Raw genomic sequence first — 22920 nt, forward strand, 5'->3', positions numbered from 1 at the left:
TTTCATGCAATCGATTGCATGTCAATGCGAAACCGTTTGCACTGTAATTATATTATACATGTTCATAATAATATTTCATTTGTGAATTCATATGAATTATTTAAATACTTTTTATATGAAATTCCATATTATGTAATTATAGCTTTCTCTTTACATAAAAATACCACTTTGTAGTTAAATAGTTAAAACCATCACGGATTAACTTGACTACAAAGTGGTCCATATTTAAATTTGACTAAAATTAGAAGGTTTCTAGTTGATCTTTTCTATTAGCTTGCTTATCCTTAATATTGTTGAGGTCTTTTGTTGACATATTTTCTCCATTATTCTTTATGTATCCTGCAGCATTTATCATGTTATCGATTATATTTTGCTGCTCATCTTCTTTATAATTGTCTCCATATACAATTTTGTCCTTTAGGGTGTCTATTTCTCTTTTTCTCGCATCTTGTATCTCTTCAGCATGTTTCATTTGCTCAGAGGATATTATATCTTGATTTTGCTCTATATGTCTTTCTGTTCTTGTATACTTTTCAACAGTATCTACTATCTGATTTATTCTATTTTCTACTTCTTGTTTTCTTCCATCATTCATAATTATTACCTCCTTAAAAACTTTTTGACCTAAACGTGGTAAAGCTTATAGTACTAATAATTTAATGATATGTTTTGAAATATTTCTAAAATTAAGTGATTTTTCGTAAGCTTATTAAATCACCAAATTATAGATAAACTACTTCCTATTGAAACTTATCAAAATAAAGATTCGTAGAAACATCGAAATATTTATTTTGACTCTAAGGTTTGAAGTACTTTATCTGTTCAATTGAAATGGTTCAATTATATTTTGCACCTAAGTAGTCTAATAATACTTATAAATAAATTCATAGTTTATTTATTTTAACCTTCTTAAGAATGGCTAACCATTATTTGTTTTAATTAATCATATAATTAAACCTTTAATGAAACTTAAAATTAGCGAAGCTATAAAACAAAAAACATCTACCATTTTCGTAAAGGCAGATGTGCAAAAAAGCTCACTGGAGAAGGTTTCTTAAACATTTTTTTATTTAAATTTGTTTTAAATATTTTTTAAAACAAAAAAAATCATAATCGAATGATTATGATTTTTGGTGCACCATCAGGGACTCGAACCCGGGGCACCCTGATTAAGAGTCAGGTGCTCTACCAACTGAGCTAATGGTGCTTATTTGGAGCGGGTAGTGGGAGTCGAACCCACCTTTTCAGCTTGGAAGGCTGGAGTATTACCGATATACGATACCCGCACATTAAATTCTATAAATATTATAAATCAATTCCAAACTACTTGTCAACATTTTTTTTAATAACTTGGCTGGGGTGGTAGGATTCGAACCTACGACTGGCGGAGTCAGAGTCCGCTACCTTACCGCTTGGCGACACCCCAATGTCAACATTTTAATTTTATCACTAGATCGATTATTTGTAAATATATACATATATAAAAATTATCTTAAATCTTTATATCTTAGAGAATAAAAAATTCGCTAAAGTGATTTTCTTTAGTAAATTTTTTTGTGCGTCTGCCTTTTCTTAAGCGTATGTGAAGAATCTTACAGGCGACATATTTTTCTTTTTTTATTCTTTAACTTATACTATATCATAAGTATGTTCTCATAATTATCCACAGATATATTTGATGCATAAATATCTAAAGAATAAAAAAAACAGCACGTATAACGTGCTTTGGCTGGGATGGCAGGATTCGAACCTACGGATAATGGAGTCAAAGTCCATTGCCTTACCGCTTGGCGACATCCCAAAATATGGTGCGTCTTAAGGGATTCGAACCCCTGGCCCACGCCTTAGAAGGGCGTTGCTCTATCCAGCTGAGCTAAAGACGCATTTCAAACAAAATATATTTTAATATATCTTTTATAATATGTCAATAGTTATATTTTAGACTATCTCTGTCAAATCCCTTGTTAAAGTTAACTTTAGTTTTTCTCCACTAACTGGATTTTTATGAACCTGCTTACATAGTTCTATCCACTTCTCTTCACTCATTCCTATCTTCTTCTCAAAGGCATCTTCACTATCAGTTTGTAGGTTAGTATTTATAATAAATTGACCTAACTCAGATGCAGATGAAAATACCTTCATATATAAGAATGTATCTATGTCTCCTAACCAACTCATATTGAACTCTCTAGAAAACTTTTTTAACTCTTTCATAACTTTATCGCTTGGAACATCCCACAATGATTTTATAAACGCTATTTGTTTTTTCATTACAGCCGCCTCTGATTGACTTAACTTTCCGTCCTTCAATCCCTCTGATATAATCTTTTCAGCATTCAATTGAGAGAATTCTGCTATATTTTTATATTTTCCTTCTATCCATTTATAAAATGCTTCTGGAAGTAAGCAATATTGTATATATCCTAATAACATTTTAGCCTTAGGTATTGGTGTCCAAACACTTTGTATTCCAGACTTTCTTGTAAAAATTACGTAATGCATATATACTGTTTTTTCTGTTATAGGTTCATTTTCGAATATTCTAGATTTTAAAGTTTTATTATTTCTTACTAGTTTATCCCAATAATCTATAGAGTTATAAGTTACTATCATTTAACCACTTCCTCTCTAAATATGTAAACCTTTTCTATTTAATTATATTTCATATTATTTTATAATGCAATGTAAAAAACCACTTGCTTTAGATTTAACATTTCCAGTTATGTTATAGGAATCCAACTTTTCAACATTTATATGCTTGATTGTACCAATAGTTCATGATATTTTATAATTATAAAATATTCAGGAGGAATCATATGTACCGATGCGAGATCTGTGGAAAATCAGCAGATATTCATCATATTGTTTATAAGAGTGAAGGCGGACTTGATATAAGGCTAAATTATAAATATTTATGCCACAGCCACCATCGTGGCAAAGATGGCCCCCATAGAAATAATGCAGTCAATTTAAAATATAAAGTTGAATTACAGGATAAACTCCAAACCATTTTATTTAAAGAACATTATACTTTTATTGATTTATTAAAGATATTAGATATAAACAACAATTCTTTAAAAAAGCTAGTAAGAAATATAAAACTGTTTAAAGAAGGTTATAAGTCTAAAGATATTATTTTTCAAATAATGGGCCAAAAATCGTACACTAGTGAAATGATAGAGGATTTTATATTGGAAAAAATACTTTCTAATTACTAATATTATATTCACTACTACCTCATTGTTTGTATATAAATATAAAAATATATTAAAATAGTCAAAATCATAAAGCTTCTTATGATTTTGACTATTTTAATATTAGCACAAACACTTTTATTCTATAAATAGAATTATAATTTTCTAAATAAAAAAAGCAGCTTTCTAGCTGCTTTTTATTTGGAGCGGAAGACGGGACTCGAACCCGCGACCTTCACCTTGGCAAGGTGACACTCTACCATTGAGTCACTTCCGCAAGTGGTGCAGATGAAGGGAGTCGAACCCCCACGCCGTAGGCGCTAGATCCTAAGTCTAGTGCGTCTGCCAATTCCGCCACATCTGCATTGCTCACAAAAAATATTATACACTATTTAGAAATAAAATCAATAGTTTTTTATATTATTTTTTTGGAGCGGCAAACGGGATTTGAACCCGCAGCCTTCACCTTGGGAAGGTGACACTCTGCCGTTGAGTTATTACCGCTCATAATTTATAGTAACATTTTACCATATTAATCATACATTGTAAATATATAGTGACATTTTTGCTATTTAGTAAGTTAAAACATCAATGATTTTTTAACTTGTCATTTTTTTTAAATTAGTTATATTACCTAATTATTATTAATATAATTCATAAGAAATAATATTTGGAGGAACTATCCCATGAAAAACTTAGATGAAATCTTATTAGAAGAGGTAAAAAGGGCACTTACTGAACTATACAATGACTATTCAGAAATAACTACAATTGGAATTATAGAAAAGATTACAGGTTCCCCATATACACCCTCCTATAGTACAAACAATATTGGGCTCACAAGTTTTATAAGCAATTATGAGAATGAACTAGGCTTGGAATTTCTAAATTACGAAAGCTCTTATTGTAATGAATATAACTCACAAACTGCAGTATGGAGATTTAAATAAATAGCACTATTACATTTCTTCTATGTTGTTCTATTATATACTTCACAACTCTAAATTATGATATTTACAAAAAAGTTTACATAATCAAACTAGGTTATGCAAATATTATAATTTAGGTTTACAGTGTCTCCTACCGCCCTAAATCTCTTTAAGTTAAGAAAGAAGAACACATTGAAAACTTTGTATAGTTTTTAATTAGGACTTATTTAAAGATGAAACACTTCAATCCGAAATCTATTTTCACCCCCCCTCTGGTTTCTGAGCGGAGAGTTTGAAAACATAAATTTAATTATGAAGTGGTTCATCTATAAAGAGTTCTTATATCGAAACTTAATTTATACTTGTTCTAAAATCCTGGCTTCTGAGGATTTTCGGGCATGTATAAATTAATAGTTGAGTTAGGAACTCTATAAATACTTGACATTAAAATAAAATAAACTTATAATTTATAAAAAATAGCTAAGTTTAATTCTATGAAGAGAAGAGTAAGCTTTGGTACATTTGCAGAGAGAAAATACATTTGCTGTGAGTATTTTTATATGGAATTAGCTGAAAACTAACTCTGAGTGACTTTAATAAAGTCCGTGAAAATCGCGTTAAGATTACTAAAGTGACTTGTTTTTCAAGTAATTTGGGTGGAACCACGGGAATGATATTCTCCCGTCCCTTGATATAGGGACGGGAGTTTTTTATTTTGTCTAAAAACTGTCCTTTTCAAGTTTAATTTATATTTAAATGTACTTCTATCTGTTTTCCACGGAATATGAGTTTAAACTTAGGACTATTATATAAATTTTATTATGAAGGGAGATTCACAAATGGTAAAAATAACTCTTAAAGATGGATCAGTTAAAGAATTTGAAGCTGGTTTATCCGTTTATGAAATTGCTAAAGGCATTAGTGAAGGACTTGCGAGAGTAGCTTGTTGTGGCATCGTTAACGACAAGGTGGTTGATTTAAGATTTAAGGTTGATGCTGATTGTAACTTGAGCATTTGTACTTTTGATTCACAAGAAGGTAAGGATGCATTTAGACATACAACATCTCACATATTAGCATATGCGGTTAAAAGACTGTTTCCAGAAACTAAATTGGCTATAGGTCCTTCTATAGCTAGCGGTTTCTATTATGACTTTGATAAAGAAAGTTCTTTTTCAGCAGCTGATTTAAACAAACTAGAAGATGAAATGAAAAAGATCATAAAGGAAGACGCTCCAATTGAAAGATTTGAACTTCCAAGACAAGAAGCTTTAAAGCTTATGGAAGAAAAAAATGAATCTTATAAAGTAGAATTAATTAATGATCTTCCAGAAGATGAGGTTATATCCTTCTATAAGATTGGTGACTTCACTGATTTATGTGCTGGCCCACACTTAATGTCTTTAAAGCCAATAAAAGCTTTTAAACTTCTTAGAAGTGCAGGTGCTTATTGGAGAGGAAACGAAAAGAACAAGATGCTTACAAGAATATATGGTACTTCCTTCCCCAAAAAATCAGAACTAGATGAACATTTAGAAGCATTAGAAGAAGCTAAGAAAAGAGACCATAACAAATTAGGTAGAGAGTTAAGTTTATTTACTACTGATGAAAATGTAGGTCAAGGTCTTCCTCTATTAATGCCTAAGGGTGCTAAGGTTATTCAAGTACTTCAAAGATGGATAGAAGATGAAGAAGAAAGAAGAGGTTACCTTCTTACAAAAACTCCTCTTATGGCTAAGAGTGATTTATATAAAATATCTGGTCACTGGCAACATTATAAAGATGGAATGTTTGTTTTAGGCGATGAGGAACATGACAGTGAAGTATTTGGTTTAAGACCAATGACTTGTCCATTCCAATTTTCAATATATAATTCAGATCAACACAGCTATAGAGATCTTCCTCTTAGATACGCAGAAACTTCTACTCTATTTAGAAATGAAGCTTCTGGAGAAATGCATGGACTTACAAGAGTTAGACAATTTACTTTGGCAGATGGTCATATTGTATGTACTCCAGAGCAAGTTGAGCAAGAGTTTAAAGACGTAGTTGATTTAATAAAGTACGTTATGACTACATTAGGAATTCAAGATGATATTTCCTATAGATTCTCAAAATGGGATCCTAATGATAAAGAAAAATATATAAACAATCCTGAAGCTTGGGAAAATACTCAAAACCTAATGAGAGAAATTCTTAATCATTTAGAAATTGATTACGTTGAAGCTGATGGTGAAGCAGCTTTCTATGGACCAAAGCTTGACATTCAAGCTAGAAATGTTCACGGAAAAGAAGATACTATAATAACAGTACAAATCGACTTTGCTCTAGCTGAAAGATTCAACATGACTTATATAGATAAGAATGGAGAAAAGAAACTTCCTTATGTAATCCATAGAAGTTCAATTGGTTGCTACGAAAGAACTCTAGCAATGCTTATTGAAAAATACGCAGGTGCCCTACCAACATGGTTAGCTCCAGTTCAAGCTAAAGTACTTCCTATATCTGATAAGTATAATGATTATGCAGAATCTGTTGTTAAAGCATTGAGACTTAAAGGTATAAGAGTTGAGGGTGACTACAGAGCTGAAAAAATTGGTTACAAGATAAGAGAAGCTTCTGTTGAAAAAACTCCATATATTTTAATAGTTGGAGAAAAGGAAGTAGAAAACAATTCAGTATCTGTTAGAAGCAGAAAAGCTGGCGATGAAGGTTCACTAGAATTAGCTGGATTTATCGAAAGATTAGTTAACGAAAACGCTACTAAAGAACATTAAAAAATAGAACTCCTTATGGGAGTTCTATTTTTTTTATTCAATATCTATACATTCTATTGCCAGAAATTATATAGACCACTACTTTATAATTTATATTTTTGTAGCAACCCCTTATTTTATATCTTTTATAATATTAAAGTTTCTTATCATCTACTGAATCAAGCCACTGCTCTATGGAAGTTATTATTGAACTTACACAACCATCTTCAAATGGAGATTTCAAGTTTGCATAACTAACTAGTTCCAAGAATGATTTTGTTCCCCCAACTCTACAAAGCTCTACATAGTCTTTCCATGCCTCTTCCCTATTTTCATTAGCTCTTTTCCAAAATTGAAGTGCACAGATTTGAGCTAAAGTATAATCTATATAATAGAAAGGAGAGGTAAATATGTGAGATTGTTGGAACCACCATCCCCCTCTTTCTAAGAAATCACAACCGTCGTAATTTTTATGTGGTAGGTATTTCTTTTCTATTTCTCTCCAAGCTGTCTTTCTCTCTGCTGGAGTTATGTCAGGATTTTCATAAACAAAGTGTTGGAATTCATCAACAGTAACTCCATAAGGTATAAACTTTATAGCACTTCCTAAATGTATAAACTTATATTTGTCTGTATCTTCTTTGAAGAATAAATTCATCCATGGCCAAGTAAAAAACTCCATACTCATAGAGTGAATCTCACAGCTTTCATAAGTAGGAAAATTACACTCAGGTATCTCTATCCATCTAGATGAATATACTTGAAATGCATGCCCTGCTTCGTGAGTCAATACATCCACATCTCCTGATGTTCCATTAAAGTTAGAAAATATAAATGGAGACTTGTAATCTGGTATATAAGTACAATATCCACCGCCTGCTTTGCCCTTTTTAGTAACTAAATCCAATAATTCTCCATCCACCATAAAATCAAAGAACTCTTTAGTTTCTGATGATAATTCCGAATACATTTTTACACCATTAGCTACTATCCACTCTGGATCACCTTTTGGTATTGCGTTTCCACTTAAAAATTCGAATTTTTCATCATAATAGCTTAACTCATCTAAACCTAGCCTTTTAGTTTGCCTTTCATAAAGCTTTGATGCTGCTGGAACAATATAATCCTGGACTTGCTTTCTAAAATTAGAAACCATTTGTGGATTATAGTCACTCCTCATCATTCTTACATATCCTAATTCTACAAAGTTTTTAAATCCCAATTTTCTTGCTATTTTCGTTCTTACCTTTACAAGATCATCATATATTCTATCTATCTCGGCTTCATGGTGTATGAAATAATCATATTTAGCCTGAGAAGCTTCTTTTCTAACTTCTCTATCCTTACTCTGTATAAAAGGTACTAATCCTGAAAGATTTTTTTCTTCTCCTTTAAACTGAATCTTTGCAGAAGCAATCAACTTGGTATATTCTGACGCTAGCTTATTTTCTAGTTGCAGATCCTCAATGACCTCTGTTGAAAATGCTTTCAAAGCAAACTCAGCTAAAGTAAAAAATTGTTTACCCAGCTTTTCCTCAAGTCTATGTCTAAACTTAGAATTAACTAATTCTTTATAAAATATTGAATTCAATTCCTCGTATAGCGGAGAGTATTCATCCCAATAATTTTGTTCATCATCATAATATTGATCTTGTGTGTCAATTGTATGTCTTATATTTGTTAATGTACTCATGGTTTGAATATGATTTCTAAGTTCATTTATGTTTTTTATGCAATCATATTGTTCCTCTGAACTACTTGAGTCTCTTAATGTAGCTATATGAGAATTAAATAATTCTTTAACTTCCTCATAATTAGGTCTCTCATACTTAAATTCCTTGAATTTCATTATTAATGCCCCCTGTATTAATAAATTACTTTTATACTAAAAATAAAAGTATATTTTTAACATTATTGCTAACATTATACCATAAAAGTGATTATAAACAAATTTTAACAATAAAAATACTTTTATTAATTTGTACGTATGCCTCTTTCTGATATTATATGTGACACTTTCTCGTCATAGACTTCAATAGGTATAGAATAAAAAATCTATAACTGTTCATTAAAGCAAAAAACCTTCTTATGGTAAGAAGGCTTTATAGTTTAGCTGGTATGCTCTTTATTGACAACAATATCTTTATGAGGAATGTTCATTTCTATGTATAATTTATCGTCCTCTTCCAAGTTACATTCTGTATTAGTAATATTGGCAATTAAATTATTGTAATATCTTTCTCTATACTTCTTACTAAAAAGATATTTAAAAAGCCACATATCATATCTCCCCTATCTTCTAGGAATATTATGGATTTATTTTGCATTAATTTTCTACTTTTTATACCTATATAATATAAATTACCGATCCAATAAAAAAAATTGCTGGAGCAACCTTCTTCAGCGAGCTTTTTTAACGCATCTGCCTTTCCGAATGAATATGAGGAAAATTTGGCAGGCGAATAAGTTTTATTTTTTACTGTATAGCCATAAGAAACTTATAAAAGCATTAAAATATCTAAGTTTAGCTACCTTGAAAATTTTATAATTTCTTATACAGGAACAAAAAATTCACTAAAACGATCTTCTTTAGTGATTTTTTTGCGCATCTGCCTTTTCTGAACGTATGTGAAGAAATTTTGGCAGGCGACATATTCTTCTTTTTTTATTCTTTATCTTATATTGTTTCCTAAGTCTATTCGCATAATTATCTACAAATATAATTGAGTGATAAATTCCTAAAGAATAAAAAAAAGTGATAGAATTATCTATCACACATGAAAGGGAAAAGTAAGGTTTTATATATATTATTATGATTATTAAGAAATAACATAATTAATTTTTTATAAAACAAAAGCGCTTCTACTCTAATCGTAAAAGCGCCTTTGCTCTATGTTTAAATTATAATACTTTCACAAACTTTGTCAATATATTTTTTCATTTTTTTATATTATAGTTTTGAATATTGCCTCTTTATCAACAAATCAAACTTATAAGTATTACATTCCTAACTGTTTAACAAAACTTATATATGTACATTTGAAAAGAAAACATCTATATCCTTACATATATTACTATCTACAAATCCATTCTTACACATATCATTTAATATATCCATTGCTTCTGTATGGCTTAATGATCGTCTATATGGTCTTTCTTCTGTAAGTGCCTGATAAATATCAAGGCATCCCATTAGTCTTGAATTAAAATCTAATTGTTTATGACTTTTTCCAAAAGGGTACCCCAATCCATTAAGCTTTTCATGATGATTAGCTGCCCATTCTGCAATATCTTCAAAACCAGTTATCTGCTCTAGAGCAATTCTAGTATAATAAGTATGTTCTTTAATAACTGAAAATTCTTCTTCACTTAACGAACCAGTACTATCTAATATATCATTTGGAACAGCTAACTTACCTAAATCATGTAAATCAGCTGCTATTATCAACTTAAATCTTTCTTCATCACTGTAGTCATAAAATCGAGCCATAACATCAACCTTTTCAGAAAGCTCTTTAGAGTGCTGTTGAGTATATTGTGATTTAGAATCAATTATTCTTGAAAGCACCTGAGTTATAGATCTTATCTGTTCAAAAGAAATATCAACCGAATACTTAGGTTGTACTTTCTGTAAGGCTACTGCTATAAAATTATCTTTTAAATCAATCCAAAAACTAGTATGGCTAGCTACCCTTAAGAAAGCTTCTACCAATTCTGCTGAATAATGTGTGTTTTCTTTACTTTTTATAAAATCCTGTATTTTTTTCTGATTTTAAAATCACTAGTTCTCAAATCAAAATTTAATTCTATCTCATCTGCCATTGAAATTATTTGAGACATCTTAGGTATATCTTCACCTTTAATATTAAAGTAGCCTGTTCCATCATATCTTTCATGATGATATTTAATGACATTGGTAACATCAGTAAGGAAAGGATACATACTTATACTATTTTCACCAATACTACAATGAGCCACCGTATCTTCAGCATTCTTAAGAGTATACTCACTTTCTGCATTAATCTTTTTAACTAATCCTCTTTCTACTGCACCAATATCATGAAGCATACCTAAAGCTACGATATCGTGGAGTTCTTTAAAACTTAACCCAAGCTCTTTGGCTATTTTTAATGATATGTAAGCAGTTCTCTTTCCGTGGTTTGAAGTCACTCCTGATAGGTCCATTTCTATAAAATCTAACGCAAAAGATACTGCTGTTAGAAATTCATTCATATAAAATAGCATTTATTATATTTCTCCTTTGTAAATTATTTTACTAATCTATCCTTAAAGTTATCCATATCTAAGTGTTCAAAAATTTGTACTTATTATTGATATTCTTAGTATTTATATATGTAATTACATTTTATCACTGAAATATATTTATTAGACTCTCTAGTCATTTCTCCTACTATTTTAATACAAATAAATCTTTAAAGCAAAAAAGGAAACAGTTCCTTTAAAGAAACCATTTCCTAATATAAAGTATTGAGATGCCACTATCTAAATAAAGCTACAAATACTAAAGTTATTGTACTTATAAGCTTAATCAAAACATGAAGTGATGGACCTGCAGTATCCTTAAATGGATCTCCAACAGTATCACCTACAACCCCAGCTTTATGTGCTTCAGAACCCTTTCCACCCATGTTTCCAAGTTCAATATATTTCTTTGCATTATCCCAAGCTCCACCACTGTTGTTTAAGAATAATGCCATTACAACTCCTGCTATTGTACTTATCATTAAAAATCCTGCAGCTGCTTCTTTTCCTAAAAGCACGCCTACTAATATAGGAACTGCTATTACTATGATACCTGGAACTATCATTTCTTTTAAAGCACCTTTGGTAACTATATCAACGCAGCTAGCATAGTCAGGTTTTGCTGTTCCTTCCATGATTCCAGGGATTTCTTTGAACTGTCTTCTTACTTCTACAATTATATATTGAGCAGCTCTTCCAACCGCTCTTATAGCTGTTGAACTAAATAAGAATACAAGCATAACACCTATAAAGGCTGCAATAAACACCTCTGGTTTACCTATATCTACGCTAAACCAAGAATCTAACGGCTTACCTAATATCTTCTTAACTTCATCAAGATAAGCTGAGAATAAAAGGAAAGTTGCAAGTGCAGCTGATCCAACTGCATATCCTTTTGTTAATGCCTTAGTAGTATTACCACAAGCATCTAGTCTATCAGTTATAGTTCTTACTTTTTCAGGTGCACCAGACATTTCTGCTATTCCACCTGCATTATCAGTTATAGGACCAAAAGTATCCATTGCTAATACGAACGCACAAGTTGAAAGCATTCCCATTGTAGCTATGGCAGTTCCATAAAGTCCTGAATTAGCTATTCCCCCAAGAGCTGACTCCCCTAATTTATATGACACAAAAATCGCAACTGAAATAAGTAGTACTGGTAAAGTAGTTGATTCCATACCTATAGAAATTCCAGTAATTATATTAGTAGCTGGCCCAGTTTCACAAGATTTTGCAATCTCTTGAACAGGTCTATGATCACAAGAAGTATAGTAGTTAGTTAAAACTACAAATGCATATCCTAGTGCTATACCAGTTACAGCACAACCATAAAGCAACCAATAATTTATTTCATTACCGTTAGGAAGGGTTCCTCCTAGCATGTACTTAACATTAAATATTAAAAGGATTAATACTATAATTGTAGTTATACCATAACCCTTATTTAATTCAATCATAGGATCTTTACTTTCATCCTTAATGTTTACAAAGAATACACCAACTATGGATGCTAAAATTCCTAATGCTCTTGCTACAAGTGGGAACAAAATCCCCTTAACTCCAAACACAGGATATAATGCAACACCAAGTATCATAGCTCCAATATTTTCAGCTGCAGTAGATTCAAATAGATCTGCTCCTCTTCCTGCACAGTCACCAACATTATCTCCAACCAAGTCAGCTATAACTGCAGGGTTTCTTGGATCATCTTCTGGTATCCCAGCTTCAACTTTTCCAACTAAATCTGCTCCAACATCAGCAGCTTTAGTATATATTCCGCCACCTAATTGAGCAAATAATGCTACAAGAGACGCACCAAAACCAAACCCAACAATTAATGATGGGGCTTCTTTTATTAGAACATCGTCTCCAGATGCACCGCCAAATATTAAGAATAATGTTGATACCCCTAAAAGTGATAAAGATGTAACTGCAAGACCTGTTATAGTACCACCTCTAAAAGCTATTTGCAATGCTTTATTTAAGCCTTTTCTAGCCCCTTCAGCAGTTCTTACATTACAGTTAACTGTCATGTACATTCCAATATATCCTGATATAGCTGAGCAGAACGCTCCTGTAACAAATGCGATTCCAGTATGCCATGCGATACTAAATGCATCTACGCCTTCTTTAGATTTGTTAGCAAGATAATCTGAACCTGTGATTATTACTAAAACAATTAATGCAATTAGAGTTATGGTCTTATACTGTCTTTTTAAGAAAGCCATAGCTCCTTCTCTTATTGCTTCTGAAATTTCCTGCATCTTTTCATTACCCTTATCCTGCTTGAATATGTATTTTGCAAGATAAAGTATTACCAAAGCTGAAATTAGGACAACCCCATAAATTATGCCAAAATAAACTGTCACAAATAACATCTCCCTCATAATAGTATTATTAACCTATGATAGCGTACTAACATTACAATTATCTTAAGATGATTGTAACTCTTCATATGTTTATAATAGTAAGTATAAATTCATATGTTTGTACAACAAATACTTTTGATCAAAGAGATTTTTATTGAATTCAAGTGACCTTTAATACATATATAATGCGGTTATTAGATATACTATCAATAAAAACATTTAGCTTTTTCGTTGCAATATCACCTACTTTGCATAAGTTTATATTAATTTTTTTGTAGCTATAATTATTATTACTTGTCCCACATTAACAATATTCATACTACGTATGAATTATTGTAATATTAACGATATGAACCTTATATTAATTAAAATATAAAGCCAAATCACCTCCACATTATATACCCTTTAGAATATTTTGGCAATTTTCAAAATATTCTAATATTCTTTAATTTAAGCCATAATAGTCAAAATCAGCCATTCTATGTTAATTAAAGTGCTGTTTTTTTGAAAATGTTTACTTTTACAATATTTTACTTAACTTTCATGTTATTGTTTCATCATTTTAATAGCTGCACCTAGTATCCATGCCAATTTTGTATAAAATAACAAAAATAAAAATAGCAATAAATTTTCAAAAATTTATTGCTATCTATAATAGATGTTAATTAAAGATTTAGATCTATCAGTCATTACTTTCTAAAAGCAGCCATAACTATTTCATCATAGTATTTTCCTTCTTTAAATAACTCATCCTTAAGAACGCCCTCAACTACAAATCCACACTTCTCATAACTCTTTTGAGCTCTTTTGTTAAAAGAAAAAACGGCAAGCTTAACTTTGTTTATATTCATATTGTTAAATATAAAATCCAGAAGCACTTTCATGGCATCAGTACCATATCCCTTACCCCAGTAATCCTTGTCTCCAATCATGATACCAACTGTAGCCGTACGAGCTAGCCAGTTAACCTTCTGAATACCGCAGCCACCTATATATTTCTTTGTTTGTATATCTTCAATGGCAAAGTTATATCCCCCTGTGTCTGTGCTCTTTTGCGATTTCACCCATTCCTCTTCTTCCCATGAAGTCATAGGAAATGGAATTCCTGTTACTAGCAGTTTTTTTAGTTCACTATCATTTACCATTTCTACTGCTCTAGGTATATCTTCTTCTTTATAAGCTCTTAGGCATACCTTTTCACCATAATACATAACCCTCGTCCCCCTTTTATTTAAAGCTATTATGAAAGAAAAAAACATTACTGACTAAATACGTATCACTTAACCCCTATAGCTTTTAACTTAAATGTTAAAAATTAGTATATCATTTTCAAATCAGATTGTCATCTATTTGCTAATACTTAGCACAATTCTTCTCCCCATTAATATGGATGCAACCAATCCAACGATAGTTACAGAAATCGTTGCATATAAATAATTATTAAATAAAATGTTACTAGCGGTATCTGCTTTTAAAGAGCTAGTACTTAAATCATCAATTATTTGTTTTATCGTATCCTCCACACCAACGCTCATCGGAGTAACATCTTGTACAAAATAAGAATCAGCTTTTTCATAGTCATTATTTTTTATTGAATTTATTGCCTTTTCAACATCATTAGAATAAAGTTCTATATCCATTTTTAGTACTTCAACTAATTTGTTCTCTTCTACGCCATTTGTTAAACTTTCATATTTTTCAAACTGCTTATTGTTCAAATCCAGTAGATTTCTTATATCTTCTTCTAAGTATACATCATTCTCAATCTTATTCTTTTGATACACAAGTTTAAAAAGATCTATTTTTATGTTAGAAAAATTATTCTGTATATTACTTATAGTGTTTAAAGTTTCAAATTTGTCCTCAAATAAAACTTTCGAATTATTCTTTAACACATACATTCCTCTAATACCAACGATATCAACTGTTAATATAAACAACACCCCAAATATAAATGGTATTAATAATTGTTTTTCAACTTTTGAATTTTTAAGCTTCTTCATGGTGATTCCTCCGATTTTATGTATAAATTTATGTATTGATTTTAAAGCAAAAACAGTTTATATTTTAACACATTTTACTTTATTAACCAGATTATTAATATAATATACTTTTAATGATCTTGGCTCTGTATTACTCATATTGCAATATTTCTTCACTTTTTTACTTCTTCACCTAATTTTTTCAGCACTTTATTTATAAACTAAGATATTTTCCTAACGGAATGAAAAATGCAAAACAACTCTTAAGTATTAACTAATACCTAAGAGTTGCTATATTCTAATCATAATTTTCTTCAATTAATATTTTCAGCATCTTTGATGGATTATTTAAAAATGCTTTCGTTATACTATAGTGCTCTGTTTCATCATATCTAACTTCTTTAATACTATCACTTATTTCATAAATTATCGAATCTGGGTAACTCATAAGAATAGGTGAATGCGTTGCTATAATGAACTGCGAATTTTCTTCTAAAAGACTATGCATCCTTGCAATCATAGAAAGCTGTCTAGCTGGAGATAAAGCCGCTTCTGGTTCGTCTAAAATATACAAACCACGACCCTTAAATCTATTCATAAAAACTGAGAAAAAGGATTCTCCATGTGATTGCTTATGAAGGGATTTACCCCCATAGGACTTAAAAATGCCTGGTGCATCTTTTTCTAATTCCTCTACATTTGTAGCTAGATTATAAAAGCTCTCTGACCTTAAAAAGAAACCATCTTGTGGCTTTTTAACACCTTTTATAAGCTTAATATTCTCATATAATTCTGAATGTGTATCACTAGTTGAGAAATTAAAATTTATAGTTCCTCCCTCGGGATTAAAGCCATATGCCGCTGCAATCGCTTCTAAAATTGTAGATTTGCCCGATCCATTCTCACCTACAAAAAAAGTTACTTTGGGGTGAAAATCTAATCTTTCTATGCTTCTCACAGCTTTCACGCAGTATGGGTATTCTTCAAAAGAATCAATTTTATCCTTCTTTAATTCCATACTTCTTAGATACTGATTTATCTGTGATAAATTCATATACTATACTTAGCTATATCTTCATTTTAGCTAAGCACTACTCCCTTCTATACATATTTATATTCTTTCTTTATTTATATATTTATTAAATATATAAATAGTTAATAAACAACTTAGACTTCCTAAAACTATCCCACCCAATACATCTGAAGGATAATGAACATATAAATACAACCTAGAAAAAGCTATCAATGCAGCAAGAAGATAAAATGCTACCCTATACTTTCTAAAGCAATAAGATAGTATTCCCGCTGCTGCAAATGACGCTGTTGTATGCCCCGATGGGAAAGAATAAGAATTAGGTTTTTTAATCAATAATTCCATCCCCGGAACATGAGTAAAAGGTCTTGCACGCTGAACTATATTTTTTATTATCATTTCTCCAAATAGTGCACCAAGCAATATAGCCATCAGAAGCATAAAGCCTGATTTTCTATACTTTTTGCTAACAATTAACCCCAAGGCTATTGCTATCCATATGATGCCCCCGTCCCCTAAATCAGTCAAAGAAATCATTAGCTTATCTAACCAAAGTGAGTGCAGGTTATTACTTATGAAATCCAAGATTGAATTATCTATACCGTATATTGCTGAAATCATCATATCACCTACTTTATAACTTTTGTTCTTACTCAATCTCAATTATATATACTTAAAATTAATATAACCTTAAATATCTCTTTCTACCTATGCATGCTTAACTTACTAACACATATTACAAAGAATCAATTATGTATTATATTATCATATAATTAAAATTTTTTATCTTAATTTTTCATAAACTAATCATAATTTGTGTTTGAACGTACATTTTTATAAGTCTGGAGTATTGCATATTATATTATAAATACTATAATAGATATAACAAAATTTAAAATATGGATATTATTATAATGTAAGTTACATTTTAGAGATTTTATTAAACAAGGAGGGACTAATGATCAATTATTCAGATGATAGAAAATTACATCTAATGATACTAAATAAAAGTTATATCGAAGCTTTAGACTTGCAAGAAATAGATAAGATGTTAAATGTTTTTAAACGGCATGGGATAAAAAAATATAGAAACAACATAGTTTTTCAAATTGACGGCTACAATGATGATCCACGAGAAATATTTGAAATCCCCGAAATTAAAGCTTTTTTTAAAAAAGTATTTGATAAATATCCTTATATGCTATATTTCTTAAGTAATATAAATTCAAATGATGCATGGGTACTAGCTTGCTTATGCAATAAACATCAAACCTGCAGTATAGTTGGAAAGAGAAATATTGATTTGAAGATGCAATTTGATAACAATCTATTATCTCAGATACTAAATCAAACCGTAGCATATATGATGCAAATACATGAAAGTTCAAAAAGTATTTTGAAGTTGAGAGTAAGACTTGCTTCTATGTTGTTATAAAATTAGGCGCTGTTAAAACACCATGTTGAAATTGATTGTTTAATCATCCCACGCTTTAAAGAGCTACTAGAATCAATATGAATAAAGCCATGCATAAGGAGGATTTACATCACTATTTATGCATGGCTTCCGTATTATTTTGGACTTTTATACATTATATAGCAGCCCTTTTTTATTCTTTAGAGGAATTTATAACTCAATTATTTAAACTCTTCTACTAGCTTTTCAAAAGCTTGAATCGAATTTTCTATCATATCAAACTTAACACAATAGGACATTCTGAAATATCCCGGGCATCCGAAGCCGCTTCCTGGTACAAGGAGTAAATTATATTTCATAGCTCTTTTCACAAACTCTACATCATCTTCAATTAGTGCCTTAGGAAATAGATAAAAAGCTCCTTGCGGTTTTACGCATTCAAAACCTAAGGAAGTAATCTTTTCATATAGAAAATCTCTTCTCTTTTCATACTCACCTATATCAACTTTTGCTTTTAATGAATCCGCTATAACCTTTTGGAATAAAGCAGGCGCATTTACAAAACCTAGGGTTCTATTACAAAAACTTAGTGCTCCTATTAGTAAATCTATCTGTTCTATCTTACTACTAGCTGCTATATACCCTATTCTCTCTCCTGCAAGACCTAATGATTTACTAAAAGAATTTACTATTATGGCATTTTTAAATATTGATAATAGACTAGGAATTTTTATATTTTCATAAACTATTTCCTTGTAAGGTTCATCTGAAATCACAAATATAGTTATTCCATATTCCTTTTCTTTTGCTTCTATTATTGATGCAATTTTATTAAGCGTAGCTTCACTATAAACTACCCCAGTTGGATTATTAGGGTTATTTATAATAATAGCTTTTGTTTTGTTATTTATGCTCTTTTCAAAAGCTTCAATATTAGGTTCAAAAGTCTTAGTGTCAGGTGGTACTACTACAGTTTTTCCACCATTATTGTCAGCATAAAAATTATATTCCACAAAATATGGAGCGAAGACAATAACTTCTTCTTCTGGATTCAATATAGACTTCAATACAACATTCAATCCTCCAGCAGCCCCTACAGTCATTACAATATTATTATATGAAAGCTCTACTCCACTTTCTTCTTGTAAAAGTTTAGCAACCTTCTCTCTTACATCTACATAACCTGCATTACTCATATATCTATGGATTCCTTTTTCCTCCCCTAGAATATGCTTTTTAAGTGAATCTGTAACTTCCTTTGGTGGTTCTGCATAAGGATTACCTATACTATAATCATATACTTTATCTGCCCCATGAATTTTAGCTAGTCTTTCTCCTTCTTCAAACATCAATCTTATCCAAGACGAATTACTTAAATTATTTATTACTTTTTCTGAAAACACCAAAATGCCCCCTTTTCTTACTGTATCAAATTACTTTTAACATCTATTATACTACTTTATACTTTGATTTTATAGGTAAAGTAATTCTCACAGTAAAATCCTTTTATATTTTTTAAAAGAAAGGCTTGAAAATATCAATTCAATTAAGAAATAGTCCATTAATATTTTAATAGATAATTAATAGCTGCAGTTGGAACACTATTGCTATAATAAGATAAAAACTATTATGAAAATATAGTTTATTAATAAAGTACTCTGAAAAATATAAAGGAGTGAAGTAATTATGGATAATAAAAGTAAAGTATACACATATATTGCAACCAGTCTGGATGGGTACATAGCTACACCTGAGGATAGTTTAGAATGGTTATTCAAAGTAGAAGGAGAAGGTGATAATGGTTACTCCGAATTCTATGAAACCATAGATACTATTATCATGGGTAGAAAAACTTATGATTGGTTAATTGCAAACGAAAAAGACAATTTTCCTTATAAGAATAAACCTTGTTACGTATTTTCTAACACTTTAATAGGAAAAAATGAAAATGTTCAATTTATAAATGAAGATGTAGTTTCTTTCACTAATAAGCTTAAGATTTCTGATGGAGGAAATATATGGGTAGTAGGTGGCGGCGATTTATTGCATTACTTTATAAAAGAAAGATTAGTTGACGAATTTATAATTACCGTTGCTCCTACTATAATTGGAAAAGGCATTCCCTTATTTAAAGAAATTGATTTTGAGTTAGAACTACGACTAAAAAACATTAGAAGATTTAATCAATTTGCTGAGCTACATTATGAGCTAAAGTAAAACTTCTTATAAACATTAAAGAAGAGGGATTATATCCCTCTTCTTTCACCCTCTATAAATCTCTATCTATTATTATTTACCCTCTAAATGAACATAATTGAAAGTTTGGCTTATAATTAAAATACTGGTATAGATGAACCCTTTGTTGTTTCTTCTATAACTTTCTTGGTTTCGTCAGTTTGATATACTTCCACAAGCTTCTTTAGAAGTGCACTATCCTTATCTTTTGTTCTTACAGCTATAAGATTAAAATAATTTTTTGCACTCTCTTTCTTAGTATCCTCTATATAAATGGAATCCTTTAATGGAGCATATCCTGCATCAACAGCTACTCCATTATTTATAACCGCTATATCAACATCCTCAATGGATCTTGGAATTTGCGTTGCAACTAGTTCTGTTATATTAAGCTTTTTAGTGTTTTCAACAATATCCTTCAATGTTGGCTTAATCCCTGTGCCATCTTTAAGCTTGATTAAACCTGCATCCTGTAATAATAAAAGCGCTCTTCCTTCATTAGTGGCATCGTTAGGAATTGCTACCTTTGCTCCATCCTTCAAAGTTTTTATGTCTTTAATTTTCTTTGAATATATCCCCATTGGAGCTAAAACAGTATAACCTATGGACGTTAAATCTAAGTTATGATCTTTTTTAAATTGATCAAAATAGGCTATAGTTTGAAATGCATTTGCATCAATATCTCCATCGTTTAGAGCTTGATTGGGTCTTACATAGTCACTAAAGGTCACAATCTCTAACTGTATATTTTCTTTCGCTAACCTCTCCTTTACATTGTCCCATACTCTGTGATCATCTCCTGTGACCCCAAGTTTTATAACTTCTTTCTTCTTTTCTCCAGAAGCTGATTTTGCTCCACATCCTGCTAATGCTGTGGCTCCAATTGTTAATGCTATTGCTATTGCCCCTAATCTTTTTATATTCATAATAAAATGCCCCCTATTTCTATATTTTTATTCATTGACTCTCTCTATTTTTATATATTAATGCTTTAACCTGCTTAATAAAAGCTCCCCAAGACTCTGTATCCCATTAACTAAAACTAAAAGAATAATTATTGTCGCTACCATGATATCAGTTTTGAAATATTGATAACCATATCTTATAGCAAAATCTCCAAGTCCTCCCCCTCCAACAGTTCCAGCCACTGCTGAAAAACCTATTAAGCTTACTGTAGTTATTGTGAGTGCATAAACTATTCCTGGCAGTCCTTCTTTTAGAAAAATTCTATATACTATCTCAAAAGCACTTGAGCCCATAGCTTGTGCAGCTTCTATTACTCCACTATCAATATCTAAAAGTGCTGATTCTATCTGTCTTGCCACAAAAGGTACAGACCCCAAAACTAGCGGAACTATCGCTCCTTTAAGACCAATTGTTGTTCCAACTAAAAACCGTGTTAATGGTATAATAGCTGCCAAAAGTATAACAAATGGTATAGACCTAAATATATTTATTATTTTTCCTAAAAGACTGTATACAACTTTATTTTCAAGTATATTTCCTGGTCTTGTCACCACTAGAGTGACGCCTACAGGAAGTCCTATTGCTGTAGATATAGTTCCCGCGATAAGAACCATAAGCAAGGTCTCACCTAGAGCCTTTATCATATCTGGAAATAATTCTATTACATTAGGCATAAGATTCTGTAAGACTTGAAGCATCTCGTATCACCTCCACGTGCACATTTTTCTCCTCTAAATATTCAAAGGCAGTTCTAATACCTTCTCTTGCACCATTTAGTTTTACAATCAAATTCCCTATTGGAACTTGCTGAATAATCTCTATATTTCCAAAAAGTATACTTGCATCTACTTTAAACTTTCTAGAAAGTTTTGATATGAAGGCCTGACCTGTATTCTGTCCTACAAAAGATATCTTAGCTATGATTTCTTCCTCTGTAAGCTCTCCAATAAAAGAGTTGCTATTTAAAAGTTCGTAGATTTTATCATATTTAAAAATTGTTGAGATAAAATTTTTCGTCATATTTGCCTTTGGTTCAGAGAATATCTGCACTAAGCTTCCCGCTTCAACAACTTCTCCTTTATCCATTACTGCTACCTCATGACATATTTCCTTAACTACTTCCATCTGATGAGTTATTAAGACTATAGTAAGTGCTAATTTTTCATTTATTTCTTTTAGCAGTGACAGTATCGAGTGTGTTGTTTCAGGATCAAGAGCTGAAGTAGCTTCATCACATAAAAGTACCTGTGGATCATTTGCAAGTGCTCTCGCTATTGCCACTCTTTGTTTTTGACCTCCACTTAACTGGGACGGATATGCTTTTACCTTATCACTCAAACCAACTAAATTTAGTAAGCTTTCAACCTTTTCTTTTATCCGCTCTCTACTTAGCCCCTTCCCTTTCAACGGATATGCCACATTTTCAAAAACATCTCTACTTCTCATAAGGTTGAAGTGTTGAAATATCATACCTATCTTTTCTCTACTTTTCCTAAGCTCTTTTGGTGATAGTTTCGTTAACTCCTTATCATTAACAATAACTTCACCACTAGTAGGCTTTTCAAGTAAATTTATACATCTAATCAAAGTACTCTTTCCTGCTCCGCTATAACCAATGATTCCAACAATCTTGCCAGGTTCAACATACAGGTTTACATTCTTTACAGCTTCTACTTTGCCATCTTTGGAGTGATAAGTCTTTGATACATTCTTTAACAAAATCATTTTATTTCCCCCTTTACTAAAAAGTAGATAAAAAAATCCTCCTTCCAATAA

General features: G+C 30.9%; 20 protein-coding genes, 8 tRNA genes and 1 other annotated feature. Of the genes, 5 read left to right on the forward strand and 23 right to left on the reverse strand.

The window, feature by feature from the left end; genetic code table 11:
• Positions 1 to 241: 241 nt before the first annotated feature.
• The 7 genes from bsdtw1_RS18860 to bsdtw1_RS18890 form a co-directional block, all read right to left on the reverse strand.
• On the reverse strand, positions 242 to 595 hold the full coding sequence (locus tag bsdtw1_RS18860) for a hypothetical protein (protein WP_183279074.1): 354 nt from the start codon (positions 593 to 595) through the stop codon (positions 242 to 244).
• A gap of 536 nt (positions 596 to 1131) precedes the next feature.
• Positions 1132 to 1207, reverse strand: a tRNA-Lys gene (locus bsdtw1_RS18865).
• A gap of 5 nt (positions 1208 to 1212) precedes the next feature.
• Positions 1213 to 1286: transfer RNA gene (locus tag bsdtw1_RS18870), tRNA-Gly, on the reverse strand.
• A gap of 65 nt (positions 1287 to 1351) precedes the next feature.
• Positions 1352 to 1426 (reverse strand) — tRNA-Gln (locus tag bsdtw1_RS18875).
• 300 nt (positions 1427 to 1726) lie between these two features.
• Positions 1727 to 1801, reverse strand: a tRNA-Gln gene (locus bsdtw1_RS18880).
• Positions 1802 to 1806: 5 nt separating this feature from the next.
• Positions 1807 to 1883, reverse strand: a tRNA-Arg gene (locus bsdtw1_RS18885).
• Between the two features lie 55 nt (positions 1884 to 1938).
• Positions 1939 to 2613, reverse strand: coding sequence for a hypothetical protein (locus bsdtw1_RS18890; RefSeq protein WP_183279075.1), 675 nt, complete (start codon positions 2611 to 2613; stop codon positions 1939 to 1941).
• A 203-nt stretch (positions 2614 to 2816) separates the two neighbouring features.
• Here bsdtw1_RS18890 and bsdtw1_RS18895 point away from each other — a divergent pair, with 203 nt between their 5' ends.
• The gene (locus tag bsdtw1_RS18895) at positions 2817 to 3218 is read left to right on the forward strand and encodes an HNH endonuclease (protein WP_183279076.1); all 402 of its coding nucleotides are present in this window, start codon (positions 2817 to 2819) and stop codon (positions 3216 to 3218) included.
• 178 nt (positions 3219 to 3396) lie between these two features.
• Here the strand turns inward: bsdtw1_RS18895 and bsdtw1_RS18900 are convergent.
• From bsdtw1_RS18900 to bsdtw1_RS18910, 3 genes are all read right to left on the reverse strand, one after another.
• Positions 3397 to 3471 (reverse strand) — tRNA-Gly (locus tag bsdtw1_RS18900).
• Positions 3472 to 3474: 3 nt separating this feature from the next.
• Positions 3475 to 3558: transfer RNA gene (locus tag bsdtw1_RS18905), tRNA-Leu, on the reverse strand.
• Between the two features lie 65 nt (positions 3559 to 3623).
• Positions 3624 to 3698 (reverse strand) — tRNA-Gly (locus tag bsdtw1_RS18910).
• Between the two features lie 182 nt (positions 3699 to 3880).
• Here bsdtw1_RS18910 and bsdtw1_RS18915 point away from each other — a divergent pair.
• Both bsdtw1_RS18915 and thrS read left to right on the forward strand, forming a co-directional pair.
• Entirely contained in the window at positions 3881 to 4144 is a 264-nt protein-coding gene (locus bsdtw1_RS18915; RefSeq protein ID WP_183279077.1) for a hypothetical protein, read from the forward strand.
• A gap of 464 nt (positions 4145 to 4608) precedes the next feature.
• Positions 4609 to 4815 (forward strand) — a binding site (T-box leader).
• Positions 4816 to 4962: 147 nt separating this feature from the next.
• Positions 4963 to 6900 (forward strand): threonine--tRNA ligase, encoded by a 1938-nt coding sequence (gene thrS, locus bsdtw1_RS18920; protein WP_183279078.1) that lies wholly within the window; start codon positions 4963 to 4965, stop codon positions 6898 to 6900.
• A 133-nt stretch (positions 6901 to 7033) separates the two neighbouring features.
• Here the strand turns inward: thrS and bsdtw1_RS18925 are convergent, their stop codons facing one another.
• The 9 genes from bsdtw1_RS18925 to bsdtw1_RS18960 form a co-directional block, all read right to left on the reverse strand.
• Positions 7034 to 8728: a M3 family oligoendopeptidase gene (locus tag bsdtw1_RS18925; protein WP_183279079.1), complete on the reverse strand. Its 1695-nt coding sequence runs from the start codon at positions 8726 to 8728 to the stop codon at positions 7034 to 7036.
• Positions 8729 to 8988: 260 nt separating this feature from the next.
• Positions 8989 to 9159 carry a hypothetical protein gene (locus bsdtw1_RS18930; protein WP_183279080.1) on the reverse strand — a complete coding sequence of 57 codons (171 nt, stop codon included), beginning with the start codon at positions 9157 to 9159 and terminating at the stop codon, positions 8989 to 8991.
• Positions 9160 to 9904: 745 nt separating this feature from the next.
• On the reverse strand, positions 9905 to 10591 hold the full coding sequence (locus bsdtw1_RS23555; protein ID WP_244638187.1) for an HD-GYP domain-containing protein: 687 nt from the start codon (positions 10589 to 10591) through the stop codon (positions 9905 to 9907).
• Between the two features lie 32 nt (positions 10592 to 10623).
• On the reverse strand, positions 10624 to 11124 hold the full coding sequence (locus bsdtw1_RS23560; RefSeq protein ID WP_244638188.1) for an HD-GYP domain-containing protein: 501 nt from the start codon (positions 11122 to 11124) through the stop codon (positions 10624 to 10626).
• Between the two features lie 254 nt (positions 11125 to 11378).
• Positions 11379 to 13523 carry a sodium-translocating pyrophosphatase gene (locus tag bsdtw1_RS18940; protein ID WP_443092664.1) on the reverse strand — a complete coding sequence of 715 codons (2145 nt, stop codon included), beginning with the start codon at positions 13521 to 13523 and terminating at the stop codon, positions 11379 to 11381.
• 680 nt (positions 13524 to 14203) lie between these two features.
• The gene (locus tag bsdtw1_RS18945; protein ID WP_183279082.1) at positions 14204 to 14725 is read right to left on the reverse strand and encodes a GNAT family N-acetyltransferase; all 522 of its coding nucleotides are present in this window, start codon (positions 14723 to 14725) and stop codon (positions 14204 to 14206) included.
• A 135-nt stretch (positions 14726 to 14860) separates the two neighbouring features.
• Entirely contained in the window at positions 14861 to 15517 is a 657-nt protein-coding gene (locus tag bsdtw1_RS18950) for an MCP four helix bundle domain-containing protein (RefSeq protein ID WP_183279083.1), read from the reverse strand.
• A gap of 277 nt (positions 15518 to 15794) precedes the next feature.
• Positions 15795 to 16550: an AAA family ATPase gene (locus bsdtw1_RS18955; RefSeq protein WP_183279084.1), complete on the reverse strand. Its 756-nt coding sequence runs from the start codon at positions 16548 to 16550 to the stop codon at positions 15795 to 15797.
• Positions 16551 to 16607: 57 nt separating this feature from the next.
• Positions 16608 to 17150 (reverse strand): phosphatase PAP2 family protein, encoded by a 543-nt coding sequence (locus bsdtw1_RS18960; protein WP_183279085.1) that lies wholly within the window; start codon positions 17148 to 17150, stop codon positions 16608 to 16610.
• Positions 17151 to 17487: 337 nt separating this feature from the next.
• On the opposite strand from bsdtw1_RS18960, the gene bsdtw1_RS18965 reads away from it, so the two are divergent.
• Positions 17488 to 17964: a chlororespiratory reduction 6 domain-containing protein gene (locus tag bsdtw1_RS18965; RefSeq protein ID WP_183279086.1), complete on the forward strand. Its 477-nt coding sequence runs from the start codon at positions 17488 to 17490 to the stop codon at positions 17962 to 17964.
• 200 nt (positions 17965 to 18164) lie between these two features.
• On the opposite strand, the gene bsdtw1_RS18970 is transcribed toward bsdtw1_RS18965, so the two are convergent.
• Complete coding sequence (locus bsdtw1_RS18970; RefSeq protein ID WP_183279087.1) at positions 18165 to 19346, reverse strand: pyridoxal phosphate-dependent aminotransferase; 1182 nt, start codon at positions 19344 to 19346, stop codon at positions 18165 to 18167.
• Positions 19347 to 19629: 283 nt separating this feature from the next.
• On the opposite strand from bsdtw1_RS18970, the gene bsdtw1_RS18975 reads away from it, so the two are divergent.
• Complete coding sequence (locus bsdtw1_RS18975; protein ID WP_183279088.1) at positions 19630 to 20160, forward strand: dihydrofolate reductase family protein; 531 nt, start codon at positions 19630 to 19632, stop codon at positions 20158 to 20160.
• Between the two features lie 116 nt (positions 20161 to 20276).
• Here the strand turns inward: bsdtw1_RS18975 and bsdtw1_RS18980 are convergent, their stop codons facing one another.
• From bsdtw1_RS18980 to bsdtw1_RS18990, 3 genes are read right to left on the reverse strand one after another with little or no spacing between them, the layout of a single operon-like run.
• The gene (locus tag bsdtw1_RS18980) at positions 20277 to 21104 is read right to left on the reverse strand and encodes a MetQ/NlpA family ABC transporter substrate-binding protein (protein WP_183279089.1); all 828 of its coding nucleotides are present in this window, start codon (positions 21102 to 21104) and stop codon (positions 20277 to 20279) included.
• A gap of 57 nt (positions 21105 to 21161) precedes the next feature.
• The gene (locus bsdtw1_RS18985) at positions 21162 to 21842 is read right to left on the reverse strand and encodes a methionine ABC transporter permease (protein ID WP_183279090.1); all 681 of its coding nucleotides are present in this window, start codon (positions 21840 to 21842) and stop codon (positions 21162 to 21164) included.
• Positions 21811 to 22869, reverse strand: a complete 1059-nt coding sequence (locus bsdtw1_RS18990) for a methionine ABC transporter ATP-binding protein (RefSeq protein WP_183279091.1) — start codon at positions 22867 to 22869, stop codon at positions 21811 to 21813. Before bsdtw1_RS18990 ends, bsdtw1_RS18985 begins: the two co-directional genes overlap by 32 nt.
• Between the last annotated feature and the right edge of the window lie 51 nt (positions 22870 to 22920).

The organism is Clostridium fungisolvens (assembly GCF_014193895.1).
In the GTDB taxonomy this organism is placed as follows: Bacteria; Bacillota; Clostridia; order Clostridiales; family Clostridiaceae; genus Clostridium_AR; species Clostridium_AR fungisolvens.